The 25,022-nt window shown below is 67.6% G+C and carries 32 protein-coding genes; 20 read left to right on the top strand and 12 right to left on the bottom strand.

Annotation, left to right across the window (positions count from 1 at the left end):
- Nucleotides 1–8: 8 nt before the first annotated feature.
- From P2T65_RS15330 to P2T65_RS15315, 4 genes are all read left to right on the top strand, one after another.
- Entirely contained in the window at nucleotides 9–1,616 is a 1,608-nt protein-coding gene (locus tag P2T65_RS15330; protein ID WP_055458447.1) for a carboxyl transferase domain-containing protein, read from the top strand.
- Between the two features lie 175 nt (nucleotides 1,617–1,791).
- Entirely contained in the window at nucleotides 1,792–2,286 is a 495-nt protein-coding gene (locus tag P2T65_RS15325) for a CAP domain-containing protein (RefSeq protein ID WP_157672318.1), read from the top strand.
- Between the two features lie 132 nt (nucleotides 2,287–2,418).
- The gene (gene mgtE / locus P2T65_RS15320) at nucleotides 2,419–3,822 is read left to right on the top strand and encodes a magnesium transporter (RefSeq protein WP_055458449.1); all 1,404 of its coding nucleotides are present in this window, start codon (nucleotides 2,419–2,421) and stop codon (nucleotides 3,820–3,822) included.
- 48 nt (nucleotides 3,823–3,870) lie between these two features.
- Nucleotides 3,871–4,641, top strand: a complete 771-nt coding sequence (locus P2T65_RS15315) for a GH25 family lysozyme (RefSeq protein ID WP_055458450.1) — start codon at nucleotides 3,871–3,873, stop codon at nucleotides 4,639–4,641.
- A gap of 52 nt (nucleotides 4,642–4,693) precedes the next feature.
- On the opposite strand, the gene P2T65_RS15310 is transcribed toward P2T65_RS15315, so the two are convergent.
- Together P2T65_RS15310 and P2T65_RS15305 are read right to left on the bottom strand one after the other, a co-directional pair.
- Entirely contained in the window at nucleotides 4,694–5,875 is a 1,182-nt protein-coding gene (locus tag P2T65_RS15310; RefSeq protein ID WP_276200119.1) for a GNAT family N-acetyltransferase, read from the bottom strand.
- 47 nt (nucleotides 5,876–5,922) lie between these two features.
- A complete protein-coding gene (locus P2T65_RS15305; RefSeq protein ID WP_276200118.1) occupies nucleotides 5,923–7,299 on the bottom strand; it encodes an oligosaccharide flippase family protein in 1,377 nt (458 codons plus the stop codon).
- A gap of 181 nt (nucleotides 7,300–7,480) precedes the next feature.
- On the opposite strand from P2T65_RS15305, the gene P2T65_RS15300 reads away from it, so the two are divergent.
- From P2T65_RS15300 to P2T65_RS15280, 5 genes are all read left to right on the top strand, one after another.
- The gene (locus P2T65_RS15300) at nucleotides 7,481–8,653 is read left to right on the top strand and encodes an isovaleryl-CoA dehydrogenase (RefSeq protein WP_055458453.1); all 1,173 of its coding nucleotides are present in this window, start codon (nucleotides 7,481–7,483) and stop codon (nucleotides 8,651–8,653) included.
- Between the two features lie 492 nt (nucleotides 8,654–9,145).
- Nucleotides 9,146–9,982, top strand: a complete 837-nt coding sequence (locus P2T65_RS15295; RefSeq protein ID WP_082831534.1) for an aspartyl/asparaginyl beta-hydroxylase domain-containing protein — start codon at nucleotides 9,146–9,148, stop codon at nucleotides 9,980–9,982.
- 54 nt (nucleotides 9,983–10,036) lie between these two features.
- The gene (locus P2T65_RS15290) at nucleotides 10,037–10,873 is read left to right on the top strand and encodes an aldo/keto reductase (protein WP_071923700.1); all 837 of its coding nucleotides are present in this window, start codon (nucleotides 10,037–10,039) and stop codon (nucleotides 10,871–10,873) included.
- A gap of 128 nt (nucleotides 10,874–11,001) precedes the next feature.
- Nucleotides 11,002–11,520, top strand: coding sequence for a lysozyme inhibitor LprI family protein (locus P2T65_RS15285; protein WP_276200117.1), 519 nt, complete (start codon nucleotides 11,002–11,004; stop codon nucleotides 11,518–11,520).
- 33 nt (nucleotides 11,521–11,553) lie between these two features.
- Nucleotides 11,554–12,345, top strand: a complete 792-nt coding sequence (locus P2T65_RS15280; RefSeq protein WP_276200116.1) for a YdcF family protein — start codon at nucleotides 11,554–11,556, stop codon at nucleotides 12,343–12,345.
- Between the two features lie 6 nt (nucleotides 12,346–12,351).
- Here P2T65_RS15280 and P2T65_RS15275 read toward each other — a convergent pair whose 3' ends face one another.
- Both P2T65_RS15275 and P2T65_RS15270 read right to left on the bottom strand, forming a co-directional pair.
- Nucleotides 12,352–12,627 (bottom strand): DUF3253 domain-containing protein, encoded by a 276-nt coding sequence (locus P2T65_RS15275; RefSeq protein WP_276200115.1) that lies wholly within the window; start codon nucleotides 12,625–12,627, stop codon nucleotides 12,352–12,354.
- A 31-nt stretch (nucleotides 12,628–12,658) separates the two neighbouring features.
- Nucleotides 12,659–13,357 (bottom strand): DUF599 family protein, encoded by a 699-nt coding sequence (locus tag P2T65_RS15270; protein ID WP_276200114.1) that lies wholly within the window; start codon nucleotides 13,355–13,357, stop codon nucleotides 12,659–12,661.
- Nucleotides 13,358–13,501: 144 nt separating this feature from the next.
- Here P2T65_RS15270 and P2T65_RS15265 point away from each other — a divergent pair, with 144 nt between their 5' ends.
- Nucleotides 13,502–13,930, top strand: a complete 429-nt coding sequence (locus tag P2T65_RS15265; RefSeq protein WP_055461056.1) for a rhodanese-like domain-containing protein — start codon at nucleotides 13,502–13,504, stop codon at nucleotides 13,928–13,930.
- A gap of 85 nt (nucleotides 13,931–14,015) precedes the next feature.
- Entirely contained in the window at nucleotides 14,016–14,309 is a 294-nt protein-coding gene (locus P2T65_RS15260; protein WP_063186063.1) for a DUF6665 family protein, read from the top strand.
- An 86-nt stretch (nucleotides 14,310–14,395) separates the two neighbouring features.
- On the opposite strand, the gene rpsI is transcribed toward P2T65_RS15260, so the two are convergent.
- The 4 genes from rpsI to P2T65_RS15240 all read right to left on the bottom strand — a co-directional run bounded on the left by rpsI (nucleotide 14,396) and on the right by P2T65_RS15240 (nucleotide 16,147).
- Complete coding sequence (rpsI, locus tag P2T65_RS15255) at nucleotides 14,396–14,878, bottom strand: 30S ribosomal protein S9 (protein WP_055461058.1); 483 nt, start codon at nucleotides 14,876–14,878, stop codon at nucleotides 14,396–14,398.
- A 2-nt stretch (nucleotides 14,879–14,880) separates the two neighbouring features.
- Nucleotides 14,881–15,345, bottom strand: a complete 465-nt coding sequence (gene rplM, locus P2T65_RS15250; RefSeq protein WP_276200113.1) for a 50S ribosomal protein L13 — start codon at nucleotides 15,343–15,345, stop codon at nucleotides 14,881–14,883.
- Nucleotides 15,346–15,551: 206 nt separating this feature from the next.
- Entirely contained in the window at nucleotides 15,552–15,995 is a 444-nt protein-coding gene (locus tag P2T65_RS15245) for a PaaI family thioesterase (protein WP_063186061.1), read from the bottom strand.
- On the bottom strand, nucleotides 15,965–16,147 hold the full coding sequence (locus P2T65_RS15240; RefSeq protein WP_276200112.1) for a hypothetical protein: 183 nt from the start codon (nucleotides 16,145–16,147) through the stop codon (nucleotides 15,965–15,967). The genes P2T65_RS15245 and P2T65_RS15240 overlap by 31 nt, the downstream gene beginning before the upstream one ends.
- Here P2T65_RS15240 and P2T65_RS15235 point away from each other — a divergent pair.
- Both P2T65_RS15235 and P2T65_RS15230 read left to right on the top strand, forming a co-directional pair.
- Entirely contained in the window at nucleotides 16,122–16,937 is an 816-nt protein-coding gene (locus P2T65_RS15235; protein ID WP_276200111.1) for an enoyl-CoA hydratase, read from the top strand. The two genes, P2T65_RS15240 and P2T65_RS15235, sit on opposite strands and share 26 nt — an antisense overlap.
- Nucleotides 16,934–17,515 carry a CoA-binding protein gene (locus tag P2T65_RS15230; protein ID WP_276200110.1) on the top strand — a complete coding sequence of 194 codons (582 nt, stop codon included), beginning with the start codon at nucleotides 16,934–16,936 and terminating at the stop codon, nucleotides 17,513–17,515. Before P2T65_RS15235 ends, P2T65_RS15230 begins: the two co-directional genes overlap by 4 nt.
- On the opposite strand, the gene P2T65_RS15225 is transcribed toward P2T65_RS15230, so the two are convergent.
- Nucleotides 17,509–17,676, bottom strand: a complete 168-nt coding sequence (locus P2T65_RS15225; RefSeq protein ID WP_157672362.1) for a hypothetical protein — start codon at nucleotides 17,674–17,676, stop codon at nucleotides 17,509–17,511. The two genes, P2T65_RS15230 and P2T65_RS15225, sit on opposite strands and share 7 nt — an antisense overlap.
- A 56-nt stretch (nucleotides 17,677–17,732) precedes the next feature.
- Here P2T65_RS15225 and P2T65_RS15220 point away from each other — a divergent pair, with 56 nt between their 5' ends.
- The 6 genes from P2T65_RS15220 to P2T65_RS15195 all read left to right on the top strand — a co-directional run bounded on the left by P2T65_RS15220 (nucleotide 17,733) and on the right by P2T65_RS15195 (nucleotide 21,957).
- Nucleotides 17,733–18,059, top strand: coding sequence for a metalloregulator ArsR/SmtB family transcription factor (locus P2T65_RS15220; RefSeq protein WP_276200109.1), 327 nt, complete (start codon nucleotides 17,733–17,735; stop codon nucleotides 18,057–18,059).
- Nucleotides 18,056–18,466, top strand: a complete 411-nt coding sequence (locus P2T65_RS15215; protein WP_276200108.1) for an SRPBCC domain-containing protein — start codon at nucleotides 18,056–18,058, stop codon at nucleotides 18,464–18,466. Before P2T65_RS15220 ends, P2T65_RS15215 begins: the two co-directional genes overlap by 4 nt.
- 48 nt (nucleotides 18,467–18,514) lie before the next feature.
- On the top strand, nucleotides 18,515–18,745 hold the full coding sequence (locus P2T65_RS15210; RefSeq protein ID WP_063186055.1) for a hypothetical protein: 231 nt from the start codon (nucleotides 18,515–18,517) through the stop codon (nucleotides 18,743–18,745).
- Between the two features lie 4 nt (nucleotides 18,746–18,749).
- A complete protein-coding gene (locus P2T65_RS15205) occupies nucleotides 18,750–19,250 on the top strand; it encodes a DUF1801 domain-containing protein (protein ID WP_063186054.1) in 501 nt (166 codons plus the stop codon).
- Between the two features lie 109 nt (nucleotides 19,251–19,359).
- Entirely contained in the window at nucleotides 19,360–20,640 is a 1,281-nt protein-coding gene (locus P2T65_RS15200) for an O-acetylhomoserine aminocarboxypropyltransferase (protein WP_063186052.1), read from the top strand.
- Between the two features lie 24 nt (nucleotides 20,641–20,664).
- Nucleotides 20,665–21,957: an aminotransferase class I/II-fold pyridoxal phosphate-dependent enzyme gene (locus tag P2T65_RS15195; RefSeq protein ID WP_071923693.1), complete on the top strand. Its 1,293-nt coding sequence runs from the start codon at nucleotides 20,665–20,667 to the stop codon at nucleotides 21,955–21,957.
- Between the two features lie 13 nt (nucleotides 21,958–21,970).
- Here P2T65_RS15195 and P2T65_RS15190 read toward each other — a convergent pair whose 3' ends face one another.
- Both P2T65_RS15190 and P2T65_RS15185 read right to left on the bottom strand, forming a co-directional pair.
- A complete protein-coding gene (locus tag P2T65_RS15190; RefSeq protein WP_141659736.1) occupies nucleotides 21,971–22,180 on the bottom strand; it encodes a hypothetical protein in 210 nt (69 codons plus the stop codon).
- Between the two features lie 229 nt (nucleotides 22,181–22,409).
- The gene (locus tag P2T65_RS15185; RefSeq protein ID WP_276200107.1) at nucleotides 22,410–23,504 is read right to left on the bottom strand and encodes a COX15/CtaA family protein; all 1,095 of its coding nucleotides are present in this window, start codon (nucleotides 23,502–23,504) and stop codon (nucleotides 22,410–22,412) included.
- A 133-nt stretch (nucleotides 23,505–23,637) separates the two neighbouring features.
- Here P2T65_RS15185 and P2T65_RS15180 point away from each other — a divergent pair, with 133 nt between their 5' ends.
- Nucleotides 23,638–23,853, top strand: a complete 216-nt coding sequence (locus tag P2T65_RS15180; RefSeq protein WP_071923691.1) for a DUF2842 domain-containing protein — start codon at nucleotides 23,638–23,640, stop codon at nucleotides 23,851–23,853.
- 21 nt (nucleotides 23,854–23,874) lie between these two features.
- On the opposite strand, the gene P2T65_RS15175 is transcribed toward P2T65_RS15180, so the two are convergent.
- A complete protein-coding gene (locus P2T65_RS15175) occupies nucleotides 23,875–24,930 on the bottom strand; it encodes a polysaccharide deacetylase family protein (protein WP_276200106.1) in 1,056 nt (351 codons plus the stop codon).
- Nucleotides 24,931–25,022 lie beyond the last annotated feature (92 nt).

The following is a 25,022-nucleotide window of genomic DNA, read 5'->3' as shown; positions in this document are numbered from 1 at the left end:
AGGGACGCGTGCCGGCCATCGAGAGCGCGATCGATTCGACATCCGCCGATTTTCGCGCCAATGCCGCTGCCTGGGCCGAGCTCCGGGCGGAACTCGACGCCCGGCGAGCCGCCGTAGCGGCCGGCGGGCCGGCGAAGGCACGCGAGCGGCATCTGGCGCGCGGCAAGCTCCTGCCGCGCGAGCGCGTCATGCGTCTCATCGATGCCGGTTCGCCCTTCCTTGAAATCGCGCCGCTCGCGGCCTTCGGCATGTATGGCGATGCCATCCACGGGGCCGGACTGATCGCCGGCATCGGCCGGGTCGAGGGCCGCGAGGTCATGATCGTCTGCAACGATTCGACCATCAAGGGCGGAACCTACTATCCGATGACGGTGAAGAAGCACCTGCGCGCGCAGGAGATTGCGCGCGAGAACAGACTGCCCTGCATCTACCTGGTCGACTCAGGCGGCGCCAACCTTCCGCACCAAACCGAGGTATTCCCCGACCGGGAGCATTTCGGCCGCATCTTCTACAATCAGGCGACGCTGTCCTCGCTTGGCATCCCGCAGATCGCCGTCGTCATGGGCTCGTGCACGGCCGGCGGCGCCTATGTGCCCGCCATGTCCGACGAGACCATCATTGTGCGCCGGCAGGGCACCATCTTCCTCGGCGGCCCGCCGCTGGTGAAGGCTGCGACCGGCGAGGTCGTCTCGGCCGAGGAGCTCGGCGGGGCCGACGTGCACGCCCGCCAGTCCGGCGTCGCCGACCACTATGCGTTGGACGACGTGCATGCCCTGGCGCTCGCCCGCCGCATCGTCGCCAACCTCAATACGGTGAAGAGGAGCGACATCGCCCTGACGACGCCGGCCGAGCCCGTCTACGACCCGGCCGAGCTCGAGGGTCTCGTGCCCACCGACCTCAAGAAGCAGTATGACATCCGCGAGGTCATCGCCCGGCTCGTCGACGGTTCCGAGTTCGACGAATTCAAACGCCTCTACGGCACGACGCTGGTAACCGGCTTCGCCCGTATCTGGGGCATTCCCGTCGGCATCATCGCCAACAACGGCATTCTCTTTTCCGAATCGGCGCTCAAGGGCGCCCATTTCATCGAATTGTGCTGTCAGCGGCGCATTCCGCTCCTCTTCCTGCAGAACATCTCCGGCTTCATGGTGGGACGCCAGTACGAGGCCGGCGGCATTGCCAAGGATGGGGCGAAGCTCGTCACGGCGGTGGCCTGCGCCCGCGTGCCGAAGATCACGGTGCTCGTCGGCGGCTCCTTCGGCGCCGGCAACTACGGCATGTGCGGGCGGGCCTATTCGCCGCGCTTCCTCTTCACCTGGCCCAACAGCCGCATCTCGGTGATGGGCGGCGAGCAGGCGGCGAGCGTGCTCGCCACCGTCCGGCGCGACAACATCGAGGCCGAGGGCAAATCGTGGAGCGCCGAGGACGAGGAGGCCTTCAAGGCGCCCGTCCGCGAACGCTACGAGGAGGAAGGCAGCCCCTACTACGCCACCGCCCGCCTGTGGGATGACGGTATCATCCTGCCTTCCGAGACACGCCGCGTCTTGGGTCTCGCCTTCTCGGCCTGCCTCAATGCCCCGGTGGAGGAAACGCGCTTCGGCGTCTTCCGCATGTGAGGACCAGCGAAACGTCCCGCAGCCAGACGGGCAAGCAGCAGCGCCGGAAGAGCCGGAGTTTTCCGGCCCTCTTTGAACGGAAAATGGCCGCGGCCGCGGCATCATGGGCGTCTCGCGCCATATTTCCGCCGGGAGCGGGGCGGACAAGGCGCTGTCCCACCTGCCGAAAACCTTCATGAAAACCCCTGTCCTCCTCGTTTCGCTCGCCCTGGCGCTCGGTGCCTGCACTCTGGCGGGCGCCAGGCGCCAGAGTGTCGATTTGATCTCTTCCGAAGCTGCCCCGGCCGCGGCCGGGGCCGTTTCGCGCTTCCGGGCCGCAAGTGGCCTGGGGCCGGTGATGCCCGACGAGACGCTCAATGCGGCGGCGCGGCAGCAGGCCCGCGCCATGGCAGAGAAGGACGTGCTCTCGCATGATGCCGCCGGCTCGTTCTGGAGCCGCATGAACGGCACCGGGCAACGCTTTACGCACGGGGCGGAGAACATCGCGATGGGGCAGCGCTCGCTCGACGAGGTGATGGACGACTGGCGCCGTTCGGCGGAGCACCGCCGCAACATGCTACAGAACCCCGCCTCCCACATCGGCTTTGCCCACGCCCGGGCGGGCGGGCGCGACTATTGGGTGCTCGTCGTCGGCGGCACGGCGCCGCGCGGGCCGCAGCTCGGCCTGTGAGACTTCGTCTTCGCCCCTGAGGCGATCGGGCCACAGCGTCGGCATCGTGCAACAAAGCCGCGCGTGGGCGGTTGTCTTCCGCAAGGACGGCACCTAGAAGGGCGTCGAACCTCACACAGCGGGCGGATCAGCATGGTGAACGTCGAGCACGAGACGGCGCCCGAGGCGCTCGCGTTCCGGGACGAGGAAGGCAACGTCAATCCGACCTTCCTGGCGAGCGTCTCCGAGGCCATTGCCGACGGCAATGCCGAGAATCTGCGCCGCCTCGCCGCCCCGCTCCACGAGGCCGATCTGGGCGCCCTCATCGAGGCGCTCGACTATGACGACCGCCCGCGGCTCGTCGCGCTGCTCGGCAGCGATTTCGACTTCGCAGCCCTCACCGAAGTCGACGATGCGATCCGCGAAGAACTGCTCGAGAGCATCCCCAACGCCAATATCGCCGAGGGGGTGCGCGAGCTCGACGTCGATGATGCCGTCTACATCCTCGAGGATCTCGACGAGGCCGACAAGGCCGAGGTTCTCGAGCAGTTGCCGCCGCCCGAGCGCGTGGCGCTGCAGCGCTCGCTGGACTATCCGGAGGATTCGGCCGGGCGGCGCATGCAGACGGAATTCATCGCCGTGCCGCCCTTTTGGACGGTGGGGCAGACCATCGACTACATGCGCGAGACCGAGGACCTGCCCGACACCTTCTATGAAATTTTCGTCGTCGACCCCGCCTACCAGCTGATCGGCACGGTGCCGCTCGACCGTCTCCTGCGCACCAAGCGCCCGGTGAAGATCAGCGACATCATGAACGAGGACCAGCATCTCATCGAGGCGACCGACGACCAGGAGAAGGCGGCACGGCTGTTCCAGCGCTACAACCTCGTCTCCTGCGCCGTCGTCGACGAGGCCAAGCGCCTCGTCGGTGTGATGATGGTCGATGACATCGTTGACGTCATCGAGGAGGAGGCGGACGAGGATTTGAAGGCACTCGGCGGCGTCAAGGGCGACGAGGAGCTGTCGGACACCATCTGGTACACGGTGCGCAGCCGTTTTCCCTGGCTCTTTGCCAATCTCGTCACGGCCATCGTGGCCGCCAACGTCATCCACCTGTTCGAGGGCTCGATCCAGCAGATGGTTGTGCTTGCCGTCCTGATGCCGATCGTCGCCTCCATCGGCGGCAATGCCGGCACCCAGACGATGACGGTGACGGTGCGCGCGCTTGCCACACAAGAGCTGCGCCGCTCCAACACCTGGCGCATCATCCGCCGCGAGGTCGCGGTCGGCATCTGCAACGGCGTGGGCTTTGCCATCATCCTCGGCACGGTGGCCGTGGTGTGGTTCGGCATCCGCGACCTCGGCTTCGTCATCGGCCTCGCCATCCTCACCGTCTTGTCGGTGGCGGCGCTGGGCGGCATCCTCATCCCGCTGACCCTGAATCGGCTCGGGGTCGACCCCGCCGTATCGTCAGGCCCCTTCGTGACGACGACGACGGACGTGATCGGGTTCTTCGCCTTTTTGGGGATCGCCACCCTGTGGTTCGGGCTTTCGTAAAGGGTTCGTCAATCTATTGAAACGAATCGTCGCGGCATGTCCCTTCCAATGAGCGCCCGCCGCCCGATGCTCCGCCGTCTCGCCGTCACCTCCCTCGTCGCCCTCGCCCTCGTCGCCTGCTCCTCGATCGACACGTTCTATCCCGACAAGGGTGACCGCAAGCCGCATCCAGGCGTCGCCAAGGCGCATCGCTACCCGATCCAGGGGATCGACGTCTCCCGCTGGCAGGGCGATATCGACTGGGCGGCCGTGCGGCGCGCCGGCACGCAGTTCGTCTTCATCAAGGCGACCGAGGGTGGCGACCACATCGACCCGAGCTTCTACAAGAACTGGGCGGGAGCGCGTGCGGCCGGTATCCCGCGCGGCGCCTATCACTTCGTCTACTGGTGCCGTCCGGCACACGAGCAGGCACAGTGGTTCCGCCAGCACATACCGAACGACCCGGACGCGCTGCCGCCCGTCCTCGACGTCGAGTGGAACGGCCATTCCAAGACCTGCCCGCAGAAGGTGCCGCGCGAGGTCGCGCTCGAAAAGATCCGGCTGATGCTGGCCGAGCTCGAGGCGCATACCGGCAAGCGGCCCATCATCTACACCGACATCACCTTCCACCAGGAGGTGCTGGAGAACGAGCTGCCCGGCTATCACTTCTGGCTGCGCTCCGTCGCCGCCGAGCCGGAGGAACGCTACAACAATCGGCGCTGGAGCTTCTGGCAGTTCACCACCACGGGCCGCGTGCCGGGCGTGACGGGCGACGTCGATCGCAACGCCTTCTACGGCACGGCCGACATGTGGGAGAAGTTCAAGAAGGGCGAGCTCTGAGGACCGGCCGGCGGGCGCTCGCGGGCCGGGGCACCGGCCCGTCTTCCGTCGCCTACTGCCAGAAGCGCTCGATCAGCTCCCTCGCCTGCTCGCGCAGACGCCGTGTCTGGCGCACGGTGAGGAGCATCATGTCGAAGTACCAGCGCGGCGTGCTCGCCGTCGTGGCGAGGAACACGGCGCCAATCTCCTGCTCCTCCAGCCAGTAGGCGGCGAGCGGATGGTTGGGCTGGGCGCAGGAATCGAGCCGCGTATAAGCCTTCTCGTCCAGCGTGCGGCGCAGGAGGTGAAGATCGAGCAGCGTGCCCGGGCTCGCCTGCGAGAAGCTCTCGTCATAGGCGCTCTTGGCGGCATAGACGACGCCGCTACGCACCAGATTGACGTTGATCGCCACGGCCCGGCCGGCGATGGCCAGAACATCGAAGGCGACGCCATCGGCGACGCGCTGCGGCCCGAACAGGCGCTCGCCGAACCCTTGAGTGGCTTCGCTCTTGGCAAGGGCGGTGCCCGCGGCTCCCTTCCAGCCGGCCACCTCGAGGGCGAGGAAATCCGCATAGGCGCGCGCCGCCTCGGGGCCCGGCCCCGGAACACTGTGGAAGGTCACATCGCCGTGGGATGCCAGAAGCTGCTCGGCGCGGCGCAGGTTGCGCCGTCTCTTGGACGAGTAGCGAGCAACATAGGCATCGTAGGAAAGGTCGCTCTCGACGGCCGGCCGCGCGTATCCGTACAGCCATGCGTGACTGAGGCCCTGCCTGGCCATGACGTTCTCAAGTGCGATCGACACGCCGCGCCCACGCGGCAGGCGGGGGCACTTGAGGACCGCGCCGCCCCGGCAGAGGTTGCCGAGATCGCCGAGGAAAGCCTCCCACACGCCTTCCGGATCGCTTTCGCAGATCAGGGGCGCGCTGGTGGCGGAGAACATATGGTTGACGTAGAGGCTCGGCAACGGCCAGAGGACGCCCTGCCTGAGCGCGCCGAACTGCAACGGGAACAGCCCGGCGAGCTCGCCCCCTTCCCTCCCGTCGCGCCAGATGGCGACGACCCAGAGCGTGCCCCCCTCGAGATGGCGGGCGGCCGCCAGCAAGGCGTCCGGCTCGTAGAACGGATTGGGCTCGATCGCCGACTTCGCCAGCCGCTCCCAGGCCTCGCGATGCGGCAGCAGGTCCGCCACCGTGGTCATGACGCAGCGATAAGTGGCATTGGGTGGATGCACGCTCCCGTGAATTGCGATCCTCATCGTTCCCTTCCCCCGAACCTGGTATGCTTTTGAGATCTGCTCCCCGATCACGATTGGCCTCTCGTTCCGACGCCATCGCCCGAGGCCGTCGCCGCGCGCAGGTGACCGCCAAGGAGGAGCCACGCACCGATGCCGAGGATCGCCGTCGTCGTCGCCATGGCGGCAAGGGAAGCGAGCCCCGCCCCCACGATGCCGAGGATCGGCACCAGGGCGAGCCCCGTCGCGACATTGACGACGAGCCCGGCGAGCTGGCCGACGAAGGTCCAGCGCTCGCGCCCGAGCACGTTGAGCAGGTCGTCGGCCGGCCCGACCGCGGCGCGGAGCACCTGCGCGGCGATGAGCAGCGGCAGCACCGCCGTGCCGGCGACGAAGGCCGCGCCGAAAAGGCCGAGGACGAAACCGCCGATGAGCCACAGCACGAGGCCGCCGACGAGCACCGGCACCAGCGTGACGATGGCCGCATGGACCGCGCGGCGCGCGAGCGCATGCCGGTCGCCGCTCGCTGCCATGGTGGCGAAGCGATAGCCCATTGCGGCACTGACCGAATATTCGACGAAGCCCAGCACCGAGGCGACACGGGTCGCGGCAAAATAGATGCCGACGGCCGCCGGCGGCAGAAAAGCGCCGAGCACGATGGTGTCGCCATAGGTACGCAGAAGCCGCGCGCCGTCAGCGAGAAAGAGGAGGCCGCCCGAACGCAGCCACAGCGGCAGCACACGGCGCAGGTTCTTCTTCGGCCCATCCGCCCGAGGCAGCCGGCGCATGAGAAGGACGTGCTGGACGGCAGCCGCGATGACGAGGGCGACGAAGGTGGCCGCCATCGCCGTAACGGCCGTGCCCGGCCAGCCGAGGCCATGGACGCCAGCGACCAGGCCGAGCACGAGAAGCTGCCGCAGGATGTAGGGCGGGATGAAGGCGAGGCCGAGCCAGCCGCGCGAGCGTGCCGTGCCCTCGAGCAGGTCGGCATAGGCGAAGACGGGCACGCAGGCGGCGGCGATGAGGAAGGGCGCAACCCCGCCGGCCCAGCCGCCGGCAAGAAACGTCACGGCGGCGCCGACAAGGGCGAGAACGCCGGAGACGAGGGCGACGACCCGCCGCCCGACGGTGAGGAAGGCGTCGTGCAGGGCCATGTCGCCCTTCTGCCGGTAGCGCGGCAGGAAGCGCACCACCGTCTGACTGAAGCCGAAGCAGCCGGCGAAACCGCCGATCGTCACCCAAAGCCACGCCAAGGCGAAGATGCCGTACTCGGACGCGCCGAGGGCCCGTGCCAGCGCGAATTGCACCACGTACCCGATCCCCGCCGAGGCGACGCGAATGGCGAGCGTGGTCGCCGCCGATAGCACCTGACGCGAGGCCAGCCTTTGCGCCGCGCGGCGCCATCCCGCGGGAGCCTTCGGCTCGAGATGCTGCGGGGACGGTTGCAAGGGCGCTCCGGGGGCTTTCGGCACAAGGATGGCCTCGAGGCTAGCCGCTCTCGCTTAACGACGGGCTAATGGGTGTGCGCGGGGCCGAGGCACCGGCTTGGCATCGACGCACGGCAGCATGCGCTGACAGGGTTCCTCCCAAACGCGTATAAGGGATTTAAGACGAGAGGAGGAAGCCGCCATGCTCAGCAACCGTCCGCAGGACTTCAACTTCGACCTCGGCGAGACGGCCGACGCCATCCGCGAGACGGTACACGCCTTCGCGCAGGACAAGATCGCCCCGCGCGCCGAGGAGATCGACCGCACCAACACCTTCCCGCGCGACCTGTGGCCCGAGATGGGCGCGCTCGGCCTGCACGGCATCACCGTGGAGGAGGAATTCGGCGGCGCCGGCCTCGGTTATCTGGAGCATTGCGTGGCCATGGAGGAAGTCTCGCGCGCCTCTGCCTCCGTCGGCCTCAGCTACGGCGCCCATTCCAACCTCTGCGTCAACCAGATCCGCCGCAACGGCACGGCCGAGCAGAAGCGTCGCTACCTGCCCAAGCTCATCTCGGGCGAGCATGTCGGCGCGCTGGCGATGTCCGAGCCCGGCGCTGGCTCCGACGTCGTCTCGATGAAGACGCGAGCGGAAAAGCGCGGCGACCGCTACGTCCTCAACGGCAACAAGATGTGGATCACCAATGGGCCCGTCGCAGAGACGCTCGTCGTCTATGCCAAGACGGACCCCGAGGCCGGGCCGCGCGGCATCACAGCCTTCCTCGTCGAGAAGGGCATGAAAGGCTTCTCCACTGCCCAGAAGCTCGACAAGCTCGGCATGCGCGGCTCCGACACCTGCGAGCTCGTGTTCGAGGATTGCGAGGTGCCGGAGGAAAACGTGCTCGGCACGGTCGGCAAGGGCGTCAACGTGCTCATGTCCGGCCTCGACTACGAGCGCGTGGTGCTGGCGGCCGGGCCGCTCGGCATCATGCAGGCCTGCCTCGACGTCGTCATGCCCTATGTCCACGAGCGCAAGCAGTTCGGTCAGCCGATCGGCTCGTTTCAGCTCGTTCAGGGCAAGCTTGCCGACATGTACGTGACGATGAACGCCTGCAAGGCCTACGTCTATGCCGTGGCCAGGGCATGCGACAGGGGCGAGACGACGCGCGAGGACGCGGCCGGCGCCATTCTCTATGCTGCCGAGAAGGCGACGCAATGCGCCCTCGATGCCATCCAGCTTCTCGGCGGCAACGGCTACATCAACGACTACGCGACGGGCCGCCTGCTGCGCGACGCCAAGCTCTACGAGATCGGCGCTGGCACCAGCGAGATCCGCCGCATGCTCATCGGCCGCGAGCTGTTCGAGAAGACGAAGTAACCGCCGGCGGGCGCGAATCATAACCGCGGCGCTGCAATCGGCCATGACGTGCGACGGCTCCCCGTGTCATGCCCGCGCTTGTCACGGGCATTCACGCTTTTAAGAAAAAGAACAACGTCAAAGACGTGGATGGCCGGGACGAGCCCAGCCATGACCTTGCAGAGTGGACCACGAGCGCTTTCGAACTAGTGATGGCGCTTTCAAAAGTATTGGTTGATCTTCAGCCTGCATCAGCGCGCAGCTCTCCCGCCATAAAATCGCCATCGCCGACAATCGAACTGCCCGCGGCCGCAGTGACGGGCGCGCGCGCTCGCTGCTGTTTCGAACGGCTCCAATCTGCTGTCGACCCCGCTTCTCTTGCATGGAGTGGGCGATAGGATCGCATCCAGAACCGTTGCGGCCGTCGGCGGCTATCATTAGCTAACTACGGTTGAGCGCGGTTGAAACCGCAAGACCATATGCGCGGAGCACCCAGGAGCGGGAGCAGGAACTTTGAAGCAGGAAGCCCACAATCCCACGGCCACGGCCGGCGGCGCGACACAAACCTTCGGCACCGAGGGCATCGCTCCGATGGACCGGCCGAGCCTCGTCACGCGCGTGCTCATGGGCATCGTCGCCTGGGCCGAGAAGCTCAACCTCAAATATTCCAAGGTCGGCAACCCGCCCGTCTACGACAACGCCACCTTTCCCTGGGTGGCCGAGATCGAGCGCGAGTGGCCCCTCATCCGCGCCGAGCTGGAGAAGGTCCTGGTGCGCCAGGCGGACCTGCCCTCCTTCCAGGACATCTCCACGGACGTGAAGACCATCAGCACGGACACGGGGTGGAAGACCTTCTTCCTCGCCGGCTACGGCCTCACGTCGGAGCAGAACATCAGGCAGTGCCCCGAGACCTGGCGCATCGTGCAGAAGATCCCGGGCCTCAAGACGGCGATGTTCTCCATCTTCGAGCCCGGCAAGCACCTGCCGGCGCATCGCGGGCCCTACAACGGCGTGCTGCGCCTGCACCTTGGCCTCATCGTGCCCGAGCCGCGCGACAAGCTCGCCATCCGCGTCGACAAGCAGATCTGCCACTGGGAAGAGGGCAAGGCGCTCGTCTTCGACGACGCCTACAACCACGAGGCCTGGAACCACACGGACAAGACGCGCGTCGTGCTCTTCGTCGATTTCGTCAAGCCGCTGCGCTTCCCGGCGAACCTCGTCAACTGGCTGCTGCTCAACATCGCGGTCTTCACGCCTTTCATCCGCGAGGGGCTCGACAATCACAAAGAGTGGGAAAAGCGCTTCTATGCCCAGGCCGAGGCGCTGCGCAACAGCAAGGCCGCCGGCTGAGTTGCGTCCGCGGCTGGCCCGGCAACCGACGTCCCAACGAACGAGGTAATCCGCATGACAGCTCCGCTCGTCGAAGCCAATGGCGCCGCCATTCCCGCTCTCGGGCTCGGCACCTGGGAAGCAACGAATGACGCCTGCATCGCCGCCGTGCAGTGGGCGATCGAGGCGGGCTACCGCCACATCGACACCGCCGCCCGCTACGGCAACGAGGAGGCGGTGGGACAAGGCATCCGCGCCTCCGGCATCTCCCGCGACAAGCTGTTCGTGACGACGAAGGTCTGGTACGAGGACCTGTCCGAGAGCAATCTGATGCGCTCGGCCGAGGCCAGCCTCAGACGCCTCGGCCTCGATGCGGTCGACCTGCTGCTCATCCACTGGCCGAATGCCAGCATCCCGCTCAAGGAGACGATCAAGGCGCTCGGCCGGGCGAGGCGCGACGGGCTCACGCGCCACATCGGTGTCTCCAACTTCCCCGTCGCGCTGCTCGACGAGGCGGTGGCGCGCTCGGACGAGCCCCTGGTCGCCAACCAGTGCGAGTATCACCCCTACCTCGACCAGTCGAAGGTTCTCGATGCCTGCCGCCGTCACGGCCTTGCCTTCACGGCCTATTGCCCGCTCGGACGGGGCCAGTTGCTTGACGAGCGCGCGGTGGTCGAGGTCGCCGAGCGGCACGGCAGGACGCCGGCCCAGGTCGTGCTGCGCTGGCACGTCCAGCAGCCGGGGGTCGTCGCCATCCCGAAATCCGCCAATCGCGAGCGCATCGCGCAGAACATCGACATCTTCGACTTCGCGCTCGACGAGGACGAGGTGGCGCGGATCAGCGGGCTCGCCCGGCCCGACGGGCGCATGATCGATCCCTCCTGGGCGCCTGCCTGGGACAAGGCTGCATGAGGTCGCGAGCGGCGGTTGCCCTAGCCTTCCTCCGCCGGGCCGTGGCAGACACCGCCGCCCGACGGCAGGCTGCGGTCTGACGCGATGGTTCCACCAAGCAGGAACGCGATTCGATGCAGCAGCCTCCCATGCCGAGATCCGGTCGCCGTGCCGCTGCGGTGGCGACGGGCCTTCTCGCGATCGCCGTCGCGGGACTCGCCACCCTCTCCTCGGCGGCGAAGCCGGAAGGCACCGGCGGCACCATCGCCTCCGACCGCGACGCGATGGCCCAATGCCTCGGCGAGAGCGGCCGCGCCCCGTCCGCCTGCATCGGTTCCATCGCGCTCGTCTGCGCCCGGCGCGACGGCGGTGACCGTCGTGCGGCGGAGATCGCCTGCTCACGCCGTGAGGTCGCCGTCTGGCGCGAGCGCATGACGAGCGCGATCGCCGCCCTCGACGGCAAGCTCGACGGGGCGGCACGCACCCACTTCACGGCCGTGCAGCAGGCCTGGGAGAGCTATGCGGACCTCAACTGCAGCTTCATCTCGCAGGCCTTCCCCGCCTCGCCGCGCGCGGCGGTGTTCGAGGCGGGCTGCGAGCTCAGGGAGGTGGCCGAGCGCACCATCCATGTCGAGCGACTGCTGCGGCGGCTGAGCGAGGCCCGCTGATCGGGGGCACCAGGCGGGCAATACGGGGCAGCCATGTTTTTCTATCTCTCGAAGATCTTCTGGTTCTTCGTCACGCCGAGCAACGTGCTGACCGTCATCGCGCTTGTCGGGCTCTTGCTGCTCTTCTCGCGCTACCGGCGCCTCGGCCACGGCCTCGTGGCCATCGGCATCGTCGGCTTTCTGATCGTCGGGGCCTCGCCGCTCGCCCGCATCTCGATGCGGGTTCTGGAGGACCGCTTCGCGGCCGTGCCGCGCCTCGATGGCGAGCCCGTCGCCGGCGTCATCGTGCTCGGCGGCGCCATCGGCATGAACCGCCATCAGATCAAGTTCACCGACGCCGCCGCGCGCATGACAGCGACGATCGAGCTTGCGCGTCGCCTTCCCGAGGCCCGCATCGTCTTCACCGGCGGCTCGGCCAGCCTGCTGACGGAAGAGGAATATACGGAGGCCGATGCGGCGCGGGCGCTGTTCACCGCGGTCGGCATGCGGACGGAGCATGTCCTCTACGAGGACCGCTCCCGCAACACGCGGGAGAATGCGCTCTTCACCCGCGACCTGGTGCAGCCGCAGCCGGGCGAGCGCTGGCTGCTCGTCACCTCAGCCTATCACATGCCACGCGCCATCGGCTGCTTCAAGGCCGTCGGCTTCGATGTGGTGCCTTATCCGGTCGACTTTCATGCCGACGGCAAGCCGGACGACTTCTACCGCCCCTTCCGCACCTTCTCGGAGGGGCTGCGCCTCGCGGACCTCTCCACCAAGGAATGGGTCGGCCTCGTGGCCTACCGCCTGATGGGCTACACGCCGACGCTGCTGCCGGGCCGGTGAGCGGCTTCATTCCACATGCGGCAGGCCGATGCGGTAGATGCCGCGGAAGTCATCGGGGTCGACCGGCTTGCCCTTGCGGTAGATGACGAGGCGTCCCTCGTGCGCGAGGGCCACGGCGACGCGCCGGACGGGCTGCATCAGCGGGCCCCAGCCATCCGGATGCGGGCCTGCGTAGGCACGGGCGACCACGGTCGGATCCAGCGTCTTGCCCCGTCCGCATGCAGCGGCGAGCGTAAGCATGAGGGTGGCGATTTCGGCGTCGCGAGTCGCATCGGCTGTCATCGCTCCTGCCTGCCTGTCCGGGGTCGCCGCGTCAATCGCGTTCGCGCACGTCGAGGGCGGCCCGCGCCTCCGACGAGAACTGGCGCCGCGCCATGACGACGAGCACCGCGGCCGTCGAGAAAAAGAAGAGATAGGGGCTTAGGAACCAGCCGAGATAGGCGAGCGCGAAGAAGAAAGCGCGCTGGCCGCGGTTGAAGTGGCGCCCCGCGACGACTGCCATCTGCCCCGCTCGCGCGGCGGCCGCCCGCGCCGGGACGTCCGGCGCGCGGCCCTTCTCCGCCGCCGGCGTCGCGCCGATGAGGATCGCGGCATAGTTGAACAGACGGTACGACCAGGAAAACTTGAAGAAGGCGTAGCCGAAGATGATGACGATGCCGATCACCTTCAACTCCCAGGCAAGGCGAGTGGTCTGCAGGCCAAAGGGCAGATCGGCAACGAGATTGAGCACCTCGTCAGTGGACCGCAGCAAGGCAAGCGCGCCACCGATGACGATGAGCGACGTGGAGGCGAAGAAGGCGGTGCCGTTCTGCAGCGTCGCCATGATGGTCGTATCGACGATGCGCAACTCGCGCTCGAGCATCCGCGCCATCCAGACGTGGCGATAATTGTTCATCATCACGTTGAGGCTCTGCTCGGCCCAGCGCGAGTGCTCGACGACGATCTTGTAGCCGATCCAGGCAGCGACGAAAAAGCCGAGGGCGACATAATCCGCCGGGCTGAAAACCTCCACGTGCCATCCCCATATAGATGTCCAATCACGAATATCGTGCCCGATGGCCGGTGCGGGAACAATCGGCACGCCGCGATCTCCCCAAGGAAGAGGCGGTCGCGCTAGCATGGCCTGCCAGCCGCGGGCAGCGGGAGGATCAAGACGATGCCGCAGACCATCACCCTGGGATTCAAAACGATGCTCGCCGAGGCCGAGCGCGCCATCGAGACCATCGACGCGGCGGCAGCCATCGCCCTGCATGGCCGCGACGATGTCGTTTTTGTGGACTTGCGCGACCCGCGCGAGCTGGAGCGCGAAGGCACCATCCCCGGCGCTTTCCATTGCCCGCGCGGCATGCTGGAGTTCTGGATCGACCCGGAGAGCCCCTACCACAAATGCATCTTCTCGCAGGACAAGCGCTTCATCTTCTTCTGTGCCGGCGGCTGGCGCTCGGCGCTCGGCGCGGCGACGGCCGCGCGGATGGGGCTCAAGCCCGTCGCCCATCTCGGCGGCGGCTTCGCCGCCTGGCGCGAGGCCGGCGGGCCGACCGGGCGCTTCGAACTGCGGGAGCAACGGCCGGTGGCCGCGAAGTGATGCGGCAGCGATAAAGGCAATGTGAGCCGGGCAGCCGATGAGCCTGCGTCCCCCTCGCCTCACCTCCCGCGCCGATGCAACCGGCATGGCCAATGACGCCCTGCAGCAGGAGATGCTGCAAGAAAGCGCCTCCGCCCTCGGGCGTCTGGGGCGGGCGCTCGAAGCCGCGCTCGCCGCCATCGAGGCCTGCGATGCCGGCAGAGGCACCGACGCCGACCGGAAACGGCTGGTGCGGCAGGCGGGCACCGCGCTGTGGCACCTCGTCGTCCAGCGCGAGGCCTGCGGCCTGCGCTCGAGCGCCCAGCTCTACCGCGACTACCGGGTGCCGCAGGAGGTGATCAACGCCATGGGCATCGGGCCGCCGGCGGATAGGCGATAGTGGCCCGGTGCGCCCAGGCGAGAGCCGAAAACAAAAGGGCGGCCCGAGGCCGCCCTTTCGCGTGGAAAGCGTGAAACGCGAGGCGATCAACGCTTCGAGAACTGGAAGGAACGGCGGGCCTTGGCGCGGCCGTACTTCTTGCGCTCGACGACGCGGCTGTCGCGCGTCAGGAAGCCCTGCTTCTTGAGGACGGAGCGCAGCTCAGGCTCATAGTAGGTCAGCGCCTTGGCGAGGCCGTGGCGTACGGCACCGGCCTGGCCGGAGAGGCCGCCGCCGGTGACGTTGACCATCACGTCGTACTGGCCGACGCGCTCGGTCAGCACGAGCGGCTGCTGCAGGATCATGCGCAGTACCGGACGCGCGAAATAGACGTCGAGTTCGCGGTCGTTGACGACGATCTTGCCGGCGCCGGGCTTGATCCAGACGCGCGCGATGGCGTCCTTGCGCTTGCCGGTGGCATAGGCGCGGCCGAGCTTGTCGAGCTTCTGCTCGTGCACGGGCGCCTCGGGCGCGGCCTGCGGGGCGACGGCCTGCCCGAGATCGGAAAGGCTCTGGAGGGTCTCGGCCATGATCAGGCGCTCCTCACGTTCTTCGAATTGAGCGCGGCGACGTCCAGCGCCTCGGGCTGCTGAGCCTCGTGCGGATGCTGCGAACCGCCGTAGACGCGCAGGTTGCCGAGCTGCTTGCGGCCGAGCGGGCCGCGCGGGAGCATGCGCTCCACCGCCTTCTCGACGACGCGCTCGGGAAAGCGGCCCTCGAGGATGAACTTGGCGGTGCGCTCCTTGATGCCACCCGGATAGCCGGTGTGGTGGTAGTACACCTTCTGCTCACGCTTGCGGCCGGTGAACACCACCTTGTCCGCATTGATGACGATGACGTTGTCGCCGCAGTCGACGTGAGGCGTGAAGGAGGGCTTGTGCTTGCCACGCAGGCGCATGGCTACGATCGAAGCGAGGCGGCCGACGACAAGGCCCCTCGCATCGATGAGCACCCACTTCTTCTCGACGTCGGCCGGCTTTGCCGAATAGGTCTTCATGGGTCTCTTCCGAGATGATGCAGAGACCTTCGCGAGGCCCCCGCGGGAACACTGCAACGGCGCCGCACAGGGCAGCGCCGTTCAAGGTGGGCGTGCTCTACATGAGGCCGGCGCCCGCGTCAAGCGCGGCGGCGAGGCGCCGACGCGGACAACCCGTTAAATATCAATTACTTACCTATAAAGGTATTATAATACCGCAATTTTCTTCACCGCGGCGGGATGGAATAGGTCCCTGTCGCATGGGCGACGGGCTCCTCCTCCCCGTCCGAGAAGATGGTGACCTCGCCGACGGCGAGGCGCTTGCCGAGCTTGAGCAGGCGGCAGTCGGCGAGAAGGTCGCGCCGGCCGGGCTTGCGCAGGAAGTTGAAGGACAGGTTGGTGGTGACGGCGAGGCCGACCGGGCCGATGGCGCCGAGGATGGCGACATAGAGCGCAAGATCGGCGAGCGCCATGATGGTCGGTCCCGAAATCGTGCCGCCCGGGCGGACGTGGCGCTCGTCGTAGGCGCAGCGCAGGCGCGCCGACATCGGCCCCACCGCCTCGACGCCATAGATGCGCCCGCCGGCGTGAATCTGGGGGAATTCCCTGTCCAGGAACGCCTCGAGCTCGGCCACGCTCATCACCGGCTGCAACTCTGCCCATGCCGCCATGCGCGCATCCCCCTTCCCGTTTCATGGATCTCGACCATATTGCCTTGGTTGCAGCATGCGGTGATGCCGCCGACAATAGGCAGATGGGCAAACCGGCCTTCGGCGCCCGCGCCCGGCGAGGAATGCATGAATACCGAGACGACGATCGACACGCCCGTGCTCCTCGTGGAGGAGCCCGAGGAGGGCATCGCACTCCTCACGCTCAACCGGCCGAAGGCCCGCAACAGCCTGAGCGAGGCGCTGATGGCCGCCGTCAGCGAGGAGCTTGACGCAATTGCTAGTCGGCAGGACGTGCGCGTCGTCGTCCTTGCGGCCGCGGGCCCGGTCTTCTCCGCCGGGCATGACCTCAAGGAGATGACCGCCCACCGCGCGGACCCGGACCGCGGACGCGCTTATTTCAGCGACGTGCTCGGCACCTGCTCGGCCATGATGCAGCGTATCGTGCGCCTGCCGCAGCCGGTGATCGCCGCCGTCGAGGGCGTCGCCACCGCTGCCGGCTGCCAGCTGGTGGCGAGCTGCGACCTCGCCGTCGCGGGAGCGGCGGCGCGATTCTGCACGCCGGGCGTCCACATCGGCCTCTTCTGCTCGACGCCGATGGTCGCGCTGTCGCGCAACATCTCACGCAAGCACGCCATGGAAATGCTGCTGACGGGCGAGATGGTCGACGCGCAGGACGCGGCGCGCTTCGGCCTCGTCAACCGCGTCGTCGCCGAAGGCGAGGCGCTCGCGGCGGCGCTCGCCATGGCGCGCACCATCGCCGCCAAGTCGCCGCTGACGCTGAAGATCGGCAAGCGCGCCTTCTACGAACAGCTCGAGATGGGCCTGAGCGACGCCTACCGGCACGCCAGCGCCGTGATGGTGGAGAACATGCTGGCGCGCGATGCCGAAGAAGGCATCGGCGCCTTCATCGAGAAACGCGAACCGAACTGGCAGGGCCGATGATCCCGAACGCCCCCTCCTCCACCCGGACCGCGGCGCCCGGCGCCGTGGAGCATGACAATTATCCCGATGCCTATATCCGCGACATCCTGAAGAGCGTGAAGACGATCGCGCTCGTCGGCGCCTCGGCCAATCCGGCCCGGCCGAGCTATATCGTCATGAAATACCTGATCGAACGAGGCTACGACGTCATCCCGATCAACCCGGGCCTCGCCGGCAAGACCCTGCTCGGCAAGACGGTCTACGGCCGGCTCGCAGACATTCCCCACCCGGTCGACATGGTGGAGATCTTCCGCAACTCCGAGGCCGCGGGCCCGGTGACGGACGAGGCGCTGGCGCTCTCGCCGCGGCCCCGGGTCATCTGGATGCAGCTGTCGGTGCGCAACGACGCGGCCGCCGAGCGGGCCGAGGCGCGCGGGCTCAAGGTCGTCATGAACCGATGCCCCAAGATCGAATACGGGCGCCTCTCCGGCGAGATCGGCTGGCAGGGCATCAATTCGCGTATCATCTCGGCCAAGAAGCCGGCCATGGCCGACAAGGGCTTCCAGAAGCGCACCATCTTCAAGCCGGGCGATCAGTAAGCCGTTCGTTCGAGCGAACGGCGGAACACTTCCGCAGAACCTTTCTTCTCTCCTGCCTTTCTGATCATCGACGACCCGCCCGGACCGTTGCCAGCGGACCGACGGCGCTTGCCTTCGCTATTTCCATCGAGCACGCGCAGCATCGCCGGCAGGAAGCCCATTGACTCACCCATAGCCCGCCAGTTATGGATTATTCATAGCTGGAAAGTTATCGATCGTGACATCGCCAGCCCATGACCTCCTCTTCAGGACGCTCGCCGATCCGACGCGGCGCGCCATTTTCGAGCGGCTGTGCCGCGACGGCGACCAGACGGTCGCCGCGCTGACGGCCAAGGCGGGGGTCTCCCAGCCGGCGGTTTCGAAGCATCTCGGGATCCTGAAGCGGGCGGGGCTGGTGCGCGACCGTCACGAGGGCCGCCAGACGCATTACAGCGCACAACGTGCCGCCCTCGCCCCGCTGATCGACTGGACCAGGCAGATGTCGGGCTTCTGGCAGGCCAGGTTCGATGACCTCGAAGACCTGCTCAAGAGAATGGACCAATGAGCGACACAGCCACCGAACGCCTCTTCGTCGTCGTCGAACGGGAATTCCCCTACCCGCCGGAAAAGCTTTGGCGCGCCCTCACCCAGCCGCACCTCATTGAGGAATGGCTCATGAAGAACGACTTCAAGCCTGTGGTGAACCACCGCTTCACCCTTACCGCCGACTGGGGCGCGGTCGACTGCCGGGTCGAGATCGTCGAGCCCGACAAGCGGCTGTCCTATCGGTGGGATACCAAGGACCTCGAAAGCGTCGTCACGTGGACACTGACGCCAACGGAGACCGGCACCCACCTGCGCATGGAGCAGACGGGTTTCCGGCCGGATCAGCAGTCCTATTACCGGGGCGCCATGGCGGGCTGGTCGCGGTTCCTCTCGGCGCTGGACGATGTTCTGTCGCGGATCGATTGAGGCCGCCGGTCGTCGAAGCCATTCCGGAAGGAAGAAAAGGACCTCCCGATGAATTGGAGCGCGTCGATCCGCCGTTTCCACCGGTGGCTGTCGGTTGCTTTCACCGTGGGCTTCATCGCCAACGTCGTCGCCACGTGGGGCGGCGCGGAGCCGCGCTTCTGGGTCCATCTCCTGGCGCTCGTCCCGCTCTTCCTGCTGATTCCCACGGGCCTCTACATGTTCGCGCAGCCTCATGCCGCGCGGTGGCGTACCATGCGCCACATCCCGCAGGAGCACTGAACGGATGACGAAGCTGCCCGCCAAACCTGCGAAAGCGGTCAAGCCTGCGAAAACGACAAGGACGAAGGCCGCCACCGGGGCTGCAACGGAAGCGGCGCAGCCGGGCGGAGCCGTTCTTCTCTCCGGGGGCAATCCCCAGATCCCCAAGGGATACGGCGATGCCCCCGTAGAGGCCTATATCGCGGCCATGCCGGGCTGGAAGAGCGAGCTCGGCCGCCGCCTCGACATGCTGATCGTGCGGACGGTTCCGGGCGTGATGAAGGCCGTCAAATGGAACTCGCCCTTCTACGGCGTGGAGGGCCAGGGATGGTTCCTGAGCTTTCATTGCTTCACGAAATACGTGAAGGTGACATTCTTCCGCGGCACCTCGCTCGATCCCGTTCCGCCCGGCGCGTCCAAGCACAAGGACGTCCGCTATCTCGACATCCACGAGGGCGGTCTTGACGAAGGGCAGTTCGCGGACTGGGTGAAGCAGGCCAGCCGCTTGCCCGGCGAAAAGATCTGAGCAGCCGGCACACGCAGGTCCCTTCCTCCCTCCTCCTCGTTGACGGCAAACGCGTCGTTCTTTATTACGAACGAACGCCTTTTAAAGCGAATGCCGGAGGAGATGTTCCATGGCCGACCGTGTGCCCGGGTTCAATACGCTTGCCATCCATGCCGGTGCCCAGCCCGATCCGGCGACCGGCGCGCGCGCCACGCCCATCTACCAGACGACTTCCTTCGTCTTCGACGACGTCGACCACGCGGCCTCGCTCTTCGGCCTGCAGGCCTTCGGCAACATCTACACGCGCATCGGCAACCCGACCTGCGCGGTGCTGGAGGAGCGCGTGGCGGCGCTCGAGGGCGGCACGGCGGCGCTCGCCGTCGCCTCCGGCCATGCGGCGGAGTTCCTCACCTTCCACGCCCTGCTGCAGCCGGGCGACGAGTTCATCGCGTCGAAGAAGCTCTACGGCGGCTCGATCAACCAGTTCAACCATTCCTACAAGAGCTTCGGCTGGAACGTCGTCTGGGCCGACCCTGACGACCTGTCCACCTTCGAGCGGGCCCTGACGCCCAAGACCAAGGCGATCTTCGTCGAGTCGATCGCCAATCCGGGCGGCGTCATCGTCGACATCGCCGCCATCTCCGCCATCGCCAAGCGCGCCAACATCCCGCTCATCGTCGACAACACGATGGCGACGCCCTACCTGTGGCGCCCCTTCGAGCACGGGGCCGACATCGTCGTCCATTCGGCCACCAAGTTCCTCGGCGGGCACGGCAATTCCATCGCCGGCCTCATCGTCGACGGCGGCACCTTCAACTGGGTCGGCGACGAGCGCTATCCGATGCTGTCGAAGCCGCGGCCGGAATACGGCGGCATGGTGCTCGGTGAGACCTTCGGCAACTTCGCCTTCGCCATCGCGACGCGGGTGCTCGGCCTGCGCGACCTCGGCCCGGCTTTGTCGCCCTTCAACGCCTTCCTCATCCTCAACGGCATCGAAACCCTGCCGCTGCGCATGCAGCGCGTCTCGGATTCGACGCTCACGGTGGCAAAGCACCTCGCCAGCCATCCGGCCGTCGCCTGGGTGAGCTACCCCGGCCTCGAGGGCGACCGCTATTACACGCTCGCCAGGCGTTACTGCCCGAAGGGCGCCGGCGCCGTCTTCACCTTCGGCCTCAAGGGTGGTTACGAGGCGGGCGTCAGCCTCGTCTCGAAGCTGCAGCTCTTCTCGCACCTCGCCAACATCGGCGACACGCGCTCGCTCGTCATCCACCCGGCCTCGACCACCCACCGCCAGCTCAGCGACGAGCAGAAGGTGGCCGCCGGCGCCGGGCCGGACGTGGTGCGCCTGTCCATCGGCCTCGAAGACCCGGCCGATCTCATCGCCGATCTCGACCAGGCCCTGTCGGCCTGAGCCTGCCGTTGCGGAGCCTGACCCATGAGCGATCATTGTAACAAGACGGGCTTTGCCACGCGGGCGGTGCACGCGGGGGCGGCGCCCGACCCGGCGACGGGGGCTCGCACCACGCCGATCTATCTGACGAACGGCTTCGTCTTCGACGATCCCGAAGAGGCGGCCGACATCTTCGCCCTGCGCAAGATCGGCTTCTCCTATTCGCGCGGCAGCAACCCGACGACGGCGGCGCTGGAGCGCCGCGTCACGGATCTCGAGGGCGGCACCATGTCGGTCGCCATCGGCTCCGGCCAGGCGGCCCTTCTCGTCATCCTGCTCACGCTCATGGAAAGCGGCGACGAATATGTCGCTGCCAGCCGCCTCTTCGGCGGCTCGCTCGGCCTCATGCGCCGTCTCGAGCAGCGCCATGGCCTGAAGGTCCATTTCGCCGACCCGACCGATCCGGCCAGCGTCGCGGCCGCCGTGACGGAGAAGACGAAGGCGATCGTCGTCGAATCCATCGTCAATCCCTGCGGCAGCGTGGTCGATCTTCAGGCGATCTCGGCCATCGCCAGGCGCCACAAGGTGCCGCTCATCGTCGACAACACGCTGGCGAGCCCCTATCTTATCCGGCCGTTCGAGCACGGGGCCGATATCGTCTTCCATTCGACGTCGAAGTTCCTCGGCGGCCACGGACAGGTCATCGGCGGCATCATCACCGACGGCGGCAGCTTCGACTGGGCGGGCGACGCGCGTTACCCGCTCATCTCGGCGCCGTGGGGCGACTACGAAGGCATCGTGCTCGCCGAGGCCTTCCCGAAGAACGCCTTCGCCGTCGCGGCCCGGCTCTATGGCCTGCGCGACCTCGGCCCGGGCATCTCGCCGGCCACCGCCTTCCTGACGCTGACCGGCATCGAGACGCTTCCGCTGCGCATGGCGCGCCACTGCGCCAATGCCAAGGCCGTGGCGCAGCACCTTGCCGGTCATCCGGCCGTGGCGGCGGTGAGCTATCCCTCCATCGAGGGCCATCCCGGCAAGGCACTCGCCGACCGCTACAGCCCGGAGGGGGCAGGCTCCGTCTTCACCGTGGCGCTCAAGGGCGGGGACCAGGCTGCGACGCGCTTCATCGCGGCGCTCAAGCTCTTCTCGCACATCGCCAATATCGGCGAGACACGCTCGCTCGCGATCCATCCGGCGACGACCACGCACCGCAACATGCCGCCGCAGGAACGGGCGAAGGCAGGTGTTGCCGGCAATGTGGTGCGCCTGTCGATCGGGCTGGAGGATGCGGCGGACATCATCGCCGACCTCGATCAGGCGCTGGCGGCGGCCTCCTGAGCCGCCGCTCCCCTCAGCAGTGATAGCTCGAATCCGCGGGCGGCCGAACGCGGCGGCCCGCCTCGGACACCGTGGCGACAACCGGCCGCAGTTGGAAGAGTTCGCGTGCAGCTGAATGCGTGCGGCGCGCGCGCCGACGCGTCGCGCCGTCCGCGAGCTCGGCCATGCAGATGCAGGATGCAGCGATCCCCGGCCACAAACCCGCGTGGAAGATCGTCACCATGCCCGCCATCGACGTGCCCTCCATCAGCGCCAGCCGTCGTCCGCCTGACGCGAACCTTAACGCAGCTTTATGCTGAGCGCGACCGGCGCCCGTCGAGGTGCGCGAACGCACGACTCACCCATTCGGACTAAAGCGTCGACATCCGGTGGGACGCGGCCCGAGGATTAACGGGACAAGGCTTGCGCCGGCCTGCCGGTGCCGGGGCGTACCGAGGAAAAGGCCAGCGGCCTCAGGCCCGAGCCGGTACCGCGAGCGGCGCCGGCTCGGCCAGCCGGCGCCGGTGGTGGACGCAGGCGCCGAGCAGCAGAACTGCGAGGCCCTGGTGCAGCAGCGCGGCCCATAAAGGCACGACGAGAAGCAGGGTGGTGATGCCGACGAGCGCCTGGACGACGACAAGCGCCGCGAGCAGCGTGGCCCGGCGCGCCGGCGCGCTCCCCGGCGCGCTGCGCAACGCGTCCACCGCGTGCCACAGGGCGAGAGCGAGCAGCAGATAGGCGCCCAGGCGGTGGTTGAACTGCACGAGGGCGATGCTCTCGACGAAGTTCTCCGCCCAGGGCGTGATGGGAAAGAGCGTTGCGGCAGAAGGCACGAGACGCCCGTCCATCAGCGGCCAGGTGTTGTAGGAGAGGCCCGCGTCGAGCCCGGCGACGATGGCGCCCAGCGCGATCTGTAGCACGGTGAGGCCGATCAGCAGGGAGGCGGTGCGCCTGAGGCGCGCCGGCGCATGCTCCGGCGCAAAGCGGCCGAGGCCAGTCGCGACCCAGACGAGGGCGCCGAGAATGCCGCAGGCGATGAGCATGTGCAGCATGAGCTTGACCGGCGCGACCGCCGTCATGCCCGGCTTCAGGCCGGAGGCGACCATGATCCAGCCGACGGTGGCCTGCAGCCCGCCCATGGCGCCGATGGCGGCGATGGTCAGCAGCAGGCGCCCGCGCACCTGCCCGCGCCAGGCGAAGAACGCGAGCGGCAGGAAGAAGGCGAGCCCGATGAAGCGGCCAAGCTGGCGATGCCCCCACTCCCACAGGTAGATCGACTTGAACTCGGCGAGGGTCATGCCCTTGTTGACGAGCTCGTATTGCGGGATCTGGCGGTAGAGGTCGAACTCGCGCTGCCAGGCTTCCTCGCTCATCGGCAGGAGGGCGCCGGTGACCGGCTTCCATTCGGTGATCGACAGGCCGGAATCCGTGAGGCGCGTCGCGCCGCCAACGAGGATCATGACGAGCACGAGGCCGGCGAGCAGCCAGAGCCATGCCCGGACCGGCGCCATGCGGCGCGAGGCCTCCCGGTCGACCTGCGGAGCGGAAATGGAAACGGCACTGTTCATGGCGCGCGAAACTGTCTACTTCCTGCGGCAGCAAGGCCCTTGCGGGCCCGTTCGTCCCGCGAGACATAGGCCTTTGCAGGCGGCGGCACAACGAGCCGCACCGCCGCACCCCGGAACCTGATGAGGAGCCCCCATGCAACGGCGCACACGCAAGCTCGTCGGCACCATCGCAATGCTGATCTTCGTCTGCGTCTATGCGCTCGTCGTCATGGCACTCGCGCAGAGCCGACTGCCCGAGATGGCGAAGGGCGTCGAACTCCTCTTCTACGCCATTGTCGGCATCGGCTGGATCATCCCGCTGCTGCCGCTGGTGCGGTGGATGGAGCGCAAGGACAAAGGCGAGACTTGAGAATCCCTTACGCAGGCCTGTTCAAGCGACGTCGAGCTTGCGCCCTCGGTTCCACAAGAGGAAGGGCACGCCCGACAAGAGCGCCCGCGCCGCCGCCCTCGTCTGATAGAGGCCATTGAGGGACACGCGCGGCAGCGCGGTCAGATGCTGCGCGTGCTCCACGAAGAGTTGGCCCGGGCGCGTCGTCACGGCGGTCGCGAAGCCGGCCTCTCGGGTGATGGCGAATTCCCGCGGTCCCGCCGACGTCGGATCGCCGACGGGATAGGCGAAGTGCCGCACCGGCTGCCCGACACGCTCGGCGATGATGGCCCGGGAGCGCTCGATCTCCTCGCGCGCCCGCGCCGCATCGTGCTTCGCCAGCATCGGATGGGTCAGCGTATGGGCGCCGATGGTGACGCCCGGCACGCGCGCCAGCGCCGCGATCTCCGCCCAGTCGAGGCACAGTTCCTCGACGAGTGCACGGCCATCGACGCCCGCCCGCTCGGCAAGACCCGCGATGACGGCGAGCAGCCGCTCTTCCGGCCCGCGCCGCAGCGCCCAGTAAAGCTGTTCGAAGGCCGCGCTCTTCTCGGCATCGGTCCGGGCCGGATGGGCGATGGCGAGGTCGCCGTCGTCGACCGCCACATGGTCGAGCCGACGCACGGCCTCCTCCAGCTCCAGCCACCACAGGCGCGCCGTGCGGTCGGCGAAACCGGTAGTGACGAAGACCGTCCAGGGGGCTCCGTGCCGTTCGAGGACGGGCTGCGCATGGACGACATTGTCGCGGTAGCCGTCGTCGAAGGTCAGCGCCAGGAAGGGCGCCGCGCCCGGGCGCGGATCGGCGAGCCGCTCCGGCACCTCGTCGAGCGGCACGAAGGCGAAGCCCTCCGCCTTCGCAAGCGTCAGCACCTCGTCGAGGAAGCGGGGCGTCACCTCCAGGAGGGCATTGGGCGCAAAGCCGCGGCCGGCATCCGGGCGCACATGGTGCAGCATCAGGATCGCTCCCCTGCCCCGCGCCGCGCTGGCCAGCCAGCGGTCCGCCCCAGTCAGGCTGATCGCCTGCATACCGAAGCGGATGATCGTGCTGCGTAGATTCATGCTTCCTTGGCCGTTTCCTTGCTAGGAGAGGATCAGAACCGCCCGTGCAACGGCGCGGACGCGAAACGCTGCGTCATTTTGAAACAGGTCTT

The organism is Chelatococcus sp. XZ-Ab1, from assembly GCF_029309855.1.
Taxonomy (GTDB): Bacteria; Pseudomonadota; Alphaproteobacteria; order Rhizobiales; family Beijerinckiaceae; genus Chelatococcus_A; species Chelatococcus_A sambhunathii.
The sequence above is the reverse complement of the archived record's forward strand: the minus strand, read 5'-3'. Positions and strand labels throughout refer to the sequence as shown.

What these genes read in the sequence shown, in the direction of transcription:
- P2T65_RS15325 (WP_157672318.1), top strand. Translation starts at nt 1,792, where the DNA reads ATGAAAACCCCTGTCCTCCTCGTTTCGCTCGCCCTGGCGCTCGGTGCC.
- mgtE (WP_055458449.1), top strand. Translation starts at nt 2,419, where the DNA reads ATGGTGAACGTCGAGCACGAGACGGCGCCCGAGGCGCTCGCGTTCCGG.
- P2T65_RS15315 (WP_055458450.1), top strand. Translation starts at nt 3,871, where the DNA reads ATGAGCGCCCGCCGCCCGATGCTCCGCCGTCTCGCCGTCACCTCCCTC.
- P2T65_RS15310 (WP_276200119.1), bottom strand. Translation starts at nt 5,875, where the DNA reads ATGAGGATCGCAATTCACGGGAGCGTGCATCCACCCAATGCCACTTAT.
- P2T65_RS15300 (WP_055458453.1), top strand. Translation starts at nt 7,481, where the DNA reads ATGCTCAGCAACCGTCCGCAGGACTTCAACTTCGACCTCGGCGAGACG.
- P2T65_RS15290 (WP_071923700.1), top strand. Translation starts at nt 10,037, where the DNA reads ATGACAGCTCCGCTCGTCGAAGCCAATGGCGCCGCCATTCCCGCTCTC.
- P2T65_RS15285 (WP_276200117.1), top strand. Translation starts at nt 11,002, where the DNA reads ATGCCGAGATCCGGTCGCCGTGCCGCTGCGGTGGCGACGGGCCTTCTC.
- P2T65_RS15280 (WP_276200116.1), top strand. Translation starts at nt 11,554, where the DNA reads ATGTTTTTCTATCTCTCGAAGATCTTCTGGTTCTTCGTCACGCCGAGC.
- P2T65_RS15275 (WP_276200115.1), bottom strand. Translation starts at nt 12,627, where the DNA reads ATGACAGCCGATGCGACTCGCGACGCCGAAATCGCCACCCTCATGCTT.
- P2T65_RS15265 (WP_055461056.1), top strand. Translation starts at nt 13,502, where the DNA reads ATGCCGCAGACCATCACCCTGGGATTCAAAACGATGCTCGCCGAGGCC.
- P2T65_RS15260 (WP_063186063.1), top strand. Translation starts at nt 14,016, where the DNA reads ATGGCCAATGACGCCCTGCAGCAGGAGATGCTGCAAGAAAGCGCCTCC.
- rpsI (WP_055461058.1), bottom strand. Translation starts at nt 14,878, where the DNA reads ATGGCCGAGACCCTCCAGAGCCTTTCCGATCTCGGGCAGGCCGTCGCC.
- rplM (WP_276200113.1), bottom strand. Translation starts at nt 15,345, where the DNA reads ATGAAGACCTATTCGGCAAAGCCGGCCGACGTCGAGAAGAAGTGGGTG.
- P2T65_RS15245 (WP_063186061.1), bottom strand. Translation starts at nt 15,995, where the DNA reads ATGGCGGCATGGGCAGAGTTGCAGCCGGTGATGAGCGTGGCCGAGCTC.
- P2T65_RS15235 (WP_276200111.1), top strand. Translation starts at nt 16,122, where the DNA reads ATGAATACCGAGACGACGATCGACACGCCCGTGCTCCTCGTGGAGGAG.
- P2T65_RS15230 (WP_276200110.1), top strand. Translation starts at nt 16,934, where the DNA reads ATGATCCCGAACGCCCCCTCCTCCACCCGGACCGCGGCGCCCGGCGCC.
- P2T65_RS15225 (WP_157672362.1), bottom strand. Translation starts at nt 17,676, where the DNA reads ATGGGCTTCCTGCCGGCGATGCTGCGCGTGCTCGATGGAAATAGCGAA.
- P2T65_RS15215 (WP_276200108.1), top strand. Translation starts at nt 18,056, where the DNA reads ATGAGCGACACAGCCACCGAACGCCTCTTCGTCGTCGTCGAACGGGAA.
- P2T65_RS15210 (WP_063186055.1), top strand. Translation starts at nt 18,515, where the DNA reads ATGAATTGGAGCGCGTCGATCCGCCGTTTCCACCGGTGGCTGTCGGTT.
- P2T65_RS15205 (WP_063186054.1), top strand. Translation starts at nt 18,750, where the DNA reads ATGACGAAGCTGCCCGCCAAACCTGCGAAAGCGGTCAAGCCTGCGAAA.
- P2T65_RS15200 (WP_063186052.1), top strand. Translation starts at nt 19,360, where the DNA reads ATGGCCGACCGTGTGCCCGGGTTCAATACGCTTGCCATCCATGCCGGT.
- P2T65_RS15195 (WP_071923693.1), top strand. Translation starts at nt 20,665, where the DNA reads ATGAGCGATCATTGTAACAAGACGGGCTTTGCCACGCGGGCGGTGCAC.
- P2T65_RS15190 (WP_141659736.1), bottom strand. Translation starts at nt 22,180, where the DNA reads ATGGTGACGATCTTCCACGCGGGTTTGTGGCCGGGGATCGCTGCATCC.
- P2T65_RS15185 (WP_276200107.1), bottom strand. Translation starts at nt 23,504, where the DNA reads ATGAACAGTGCCGTTTCCATTTCCGCTCCGCAGGTCGACCGGGAGGCC.
- P2T65_RS15180 (WP_071923691.1), top strand. Translation starts at nt 23,638, where the DNA reads ATGCAACGGCGCACACGCAAGCTCGTCGGCACCATCGCAATGCTGATC.
- P2T65_RS15175 (WP_276200106.1), bottom strand. Translation starts at nt 24,930, where the DNA reads ATGAATCTACGCAGCACGATCATCCGCTTCGGTATGCAGGCGATCAGC.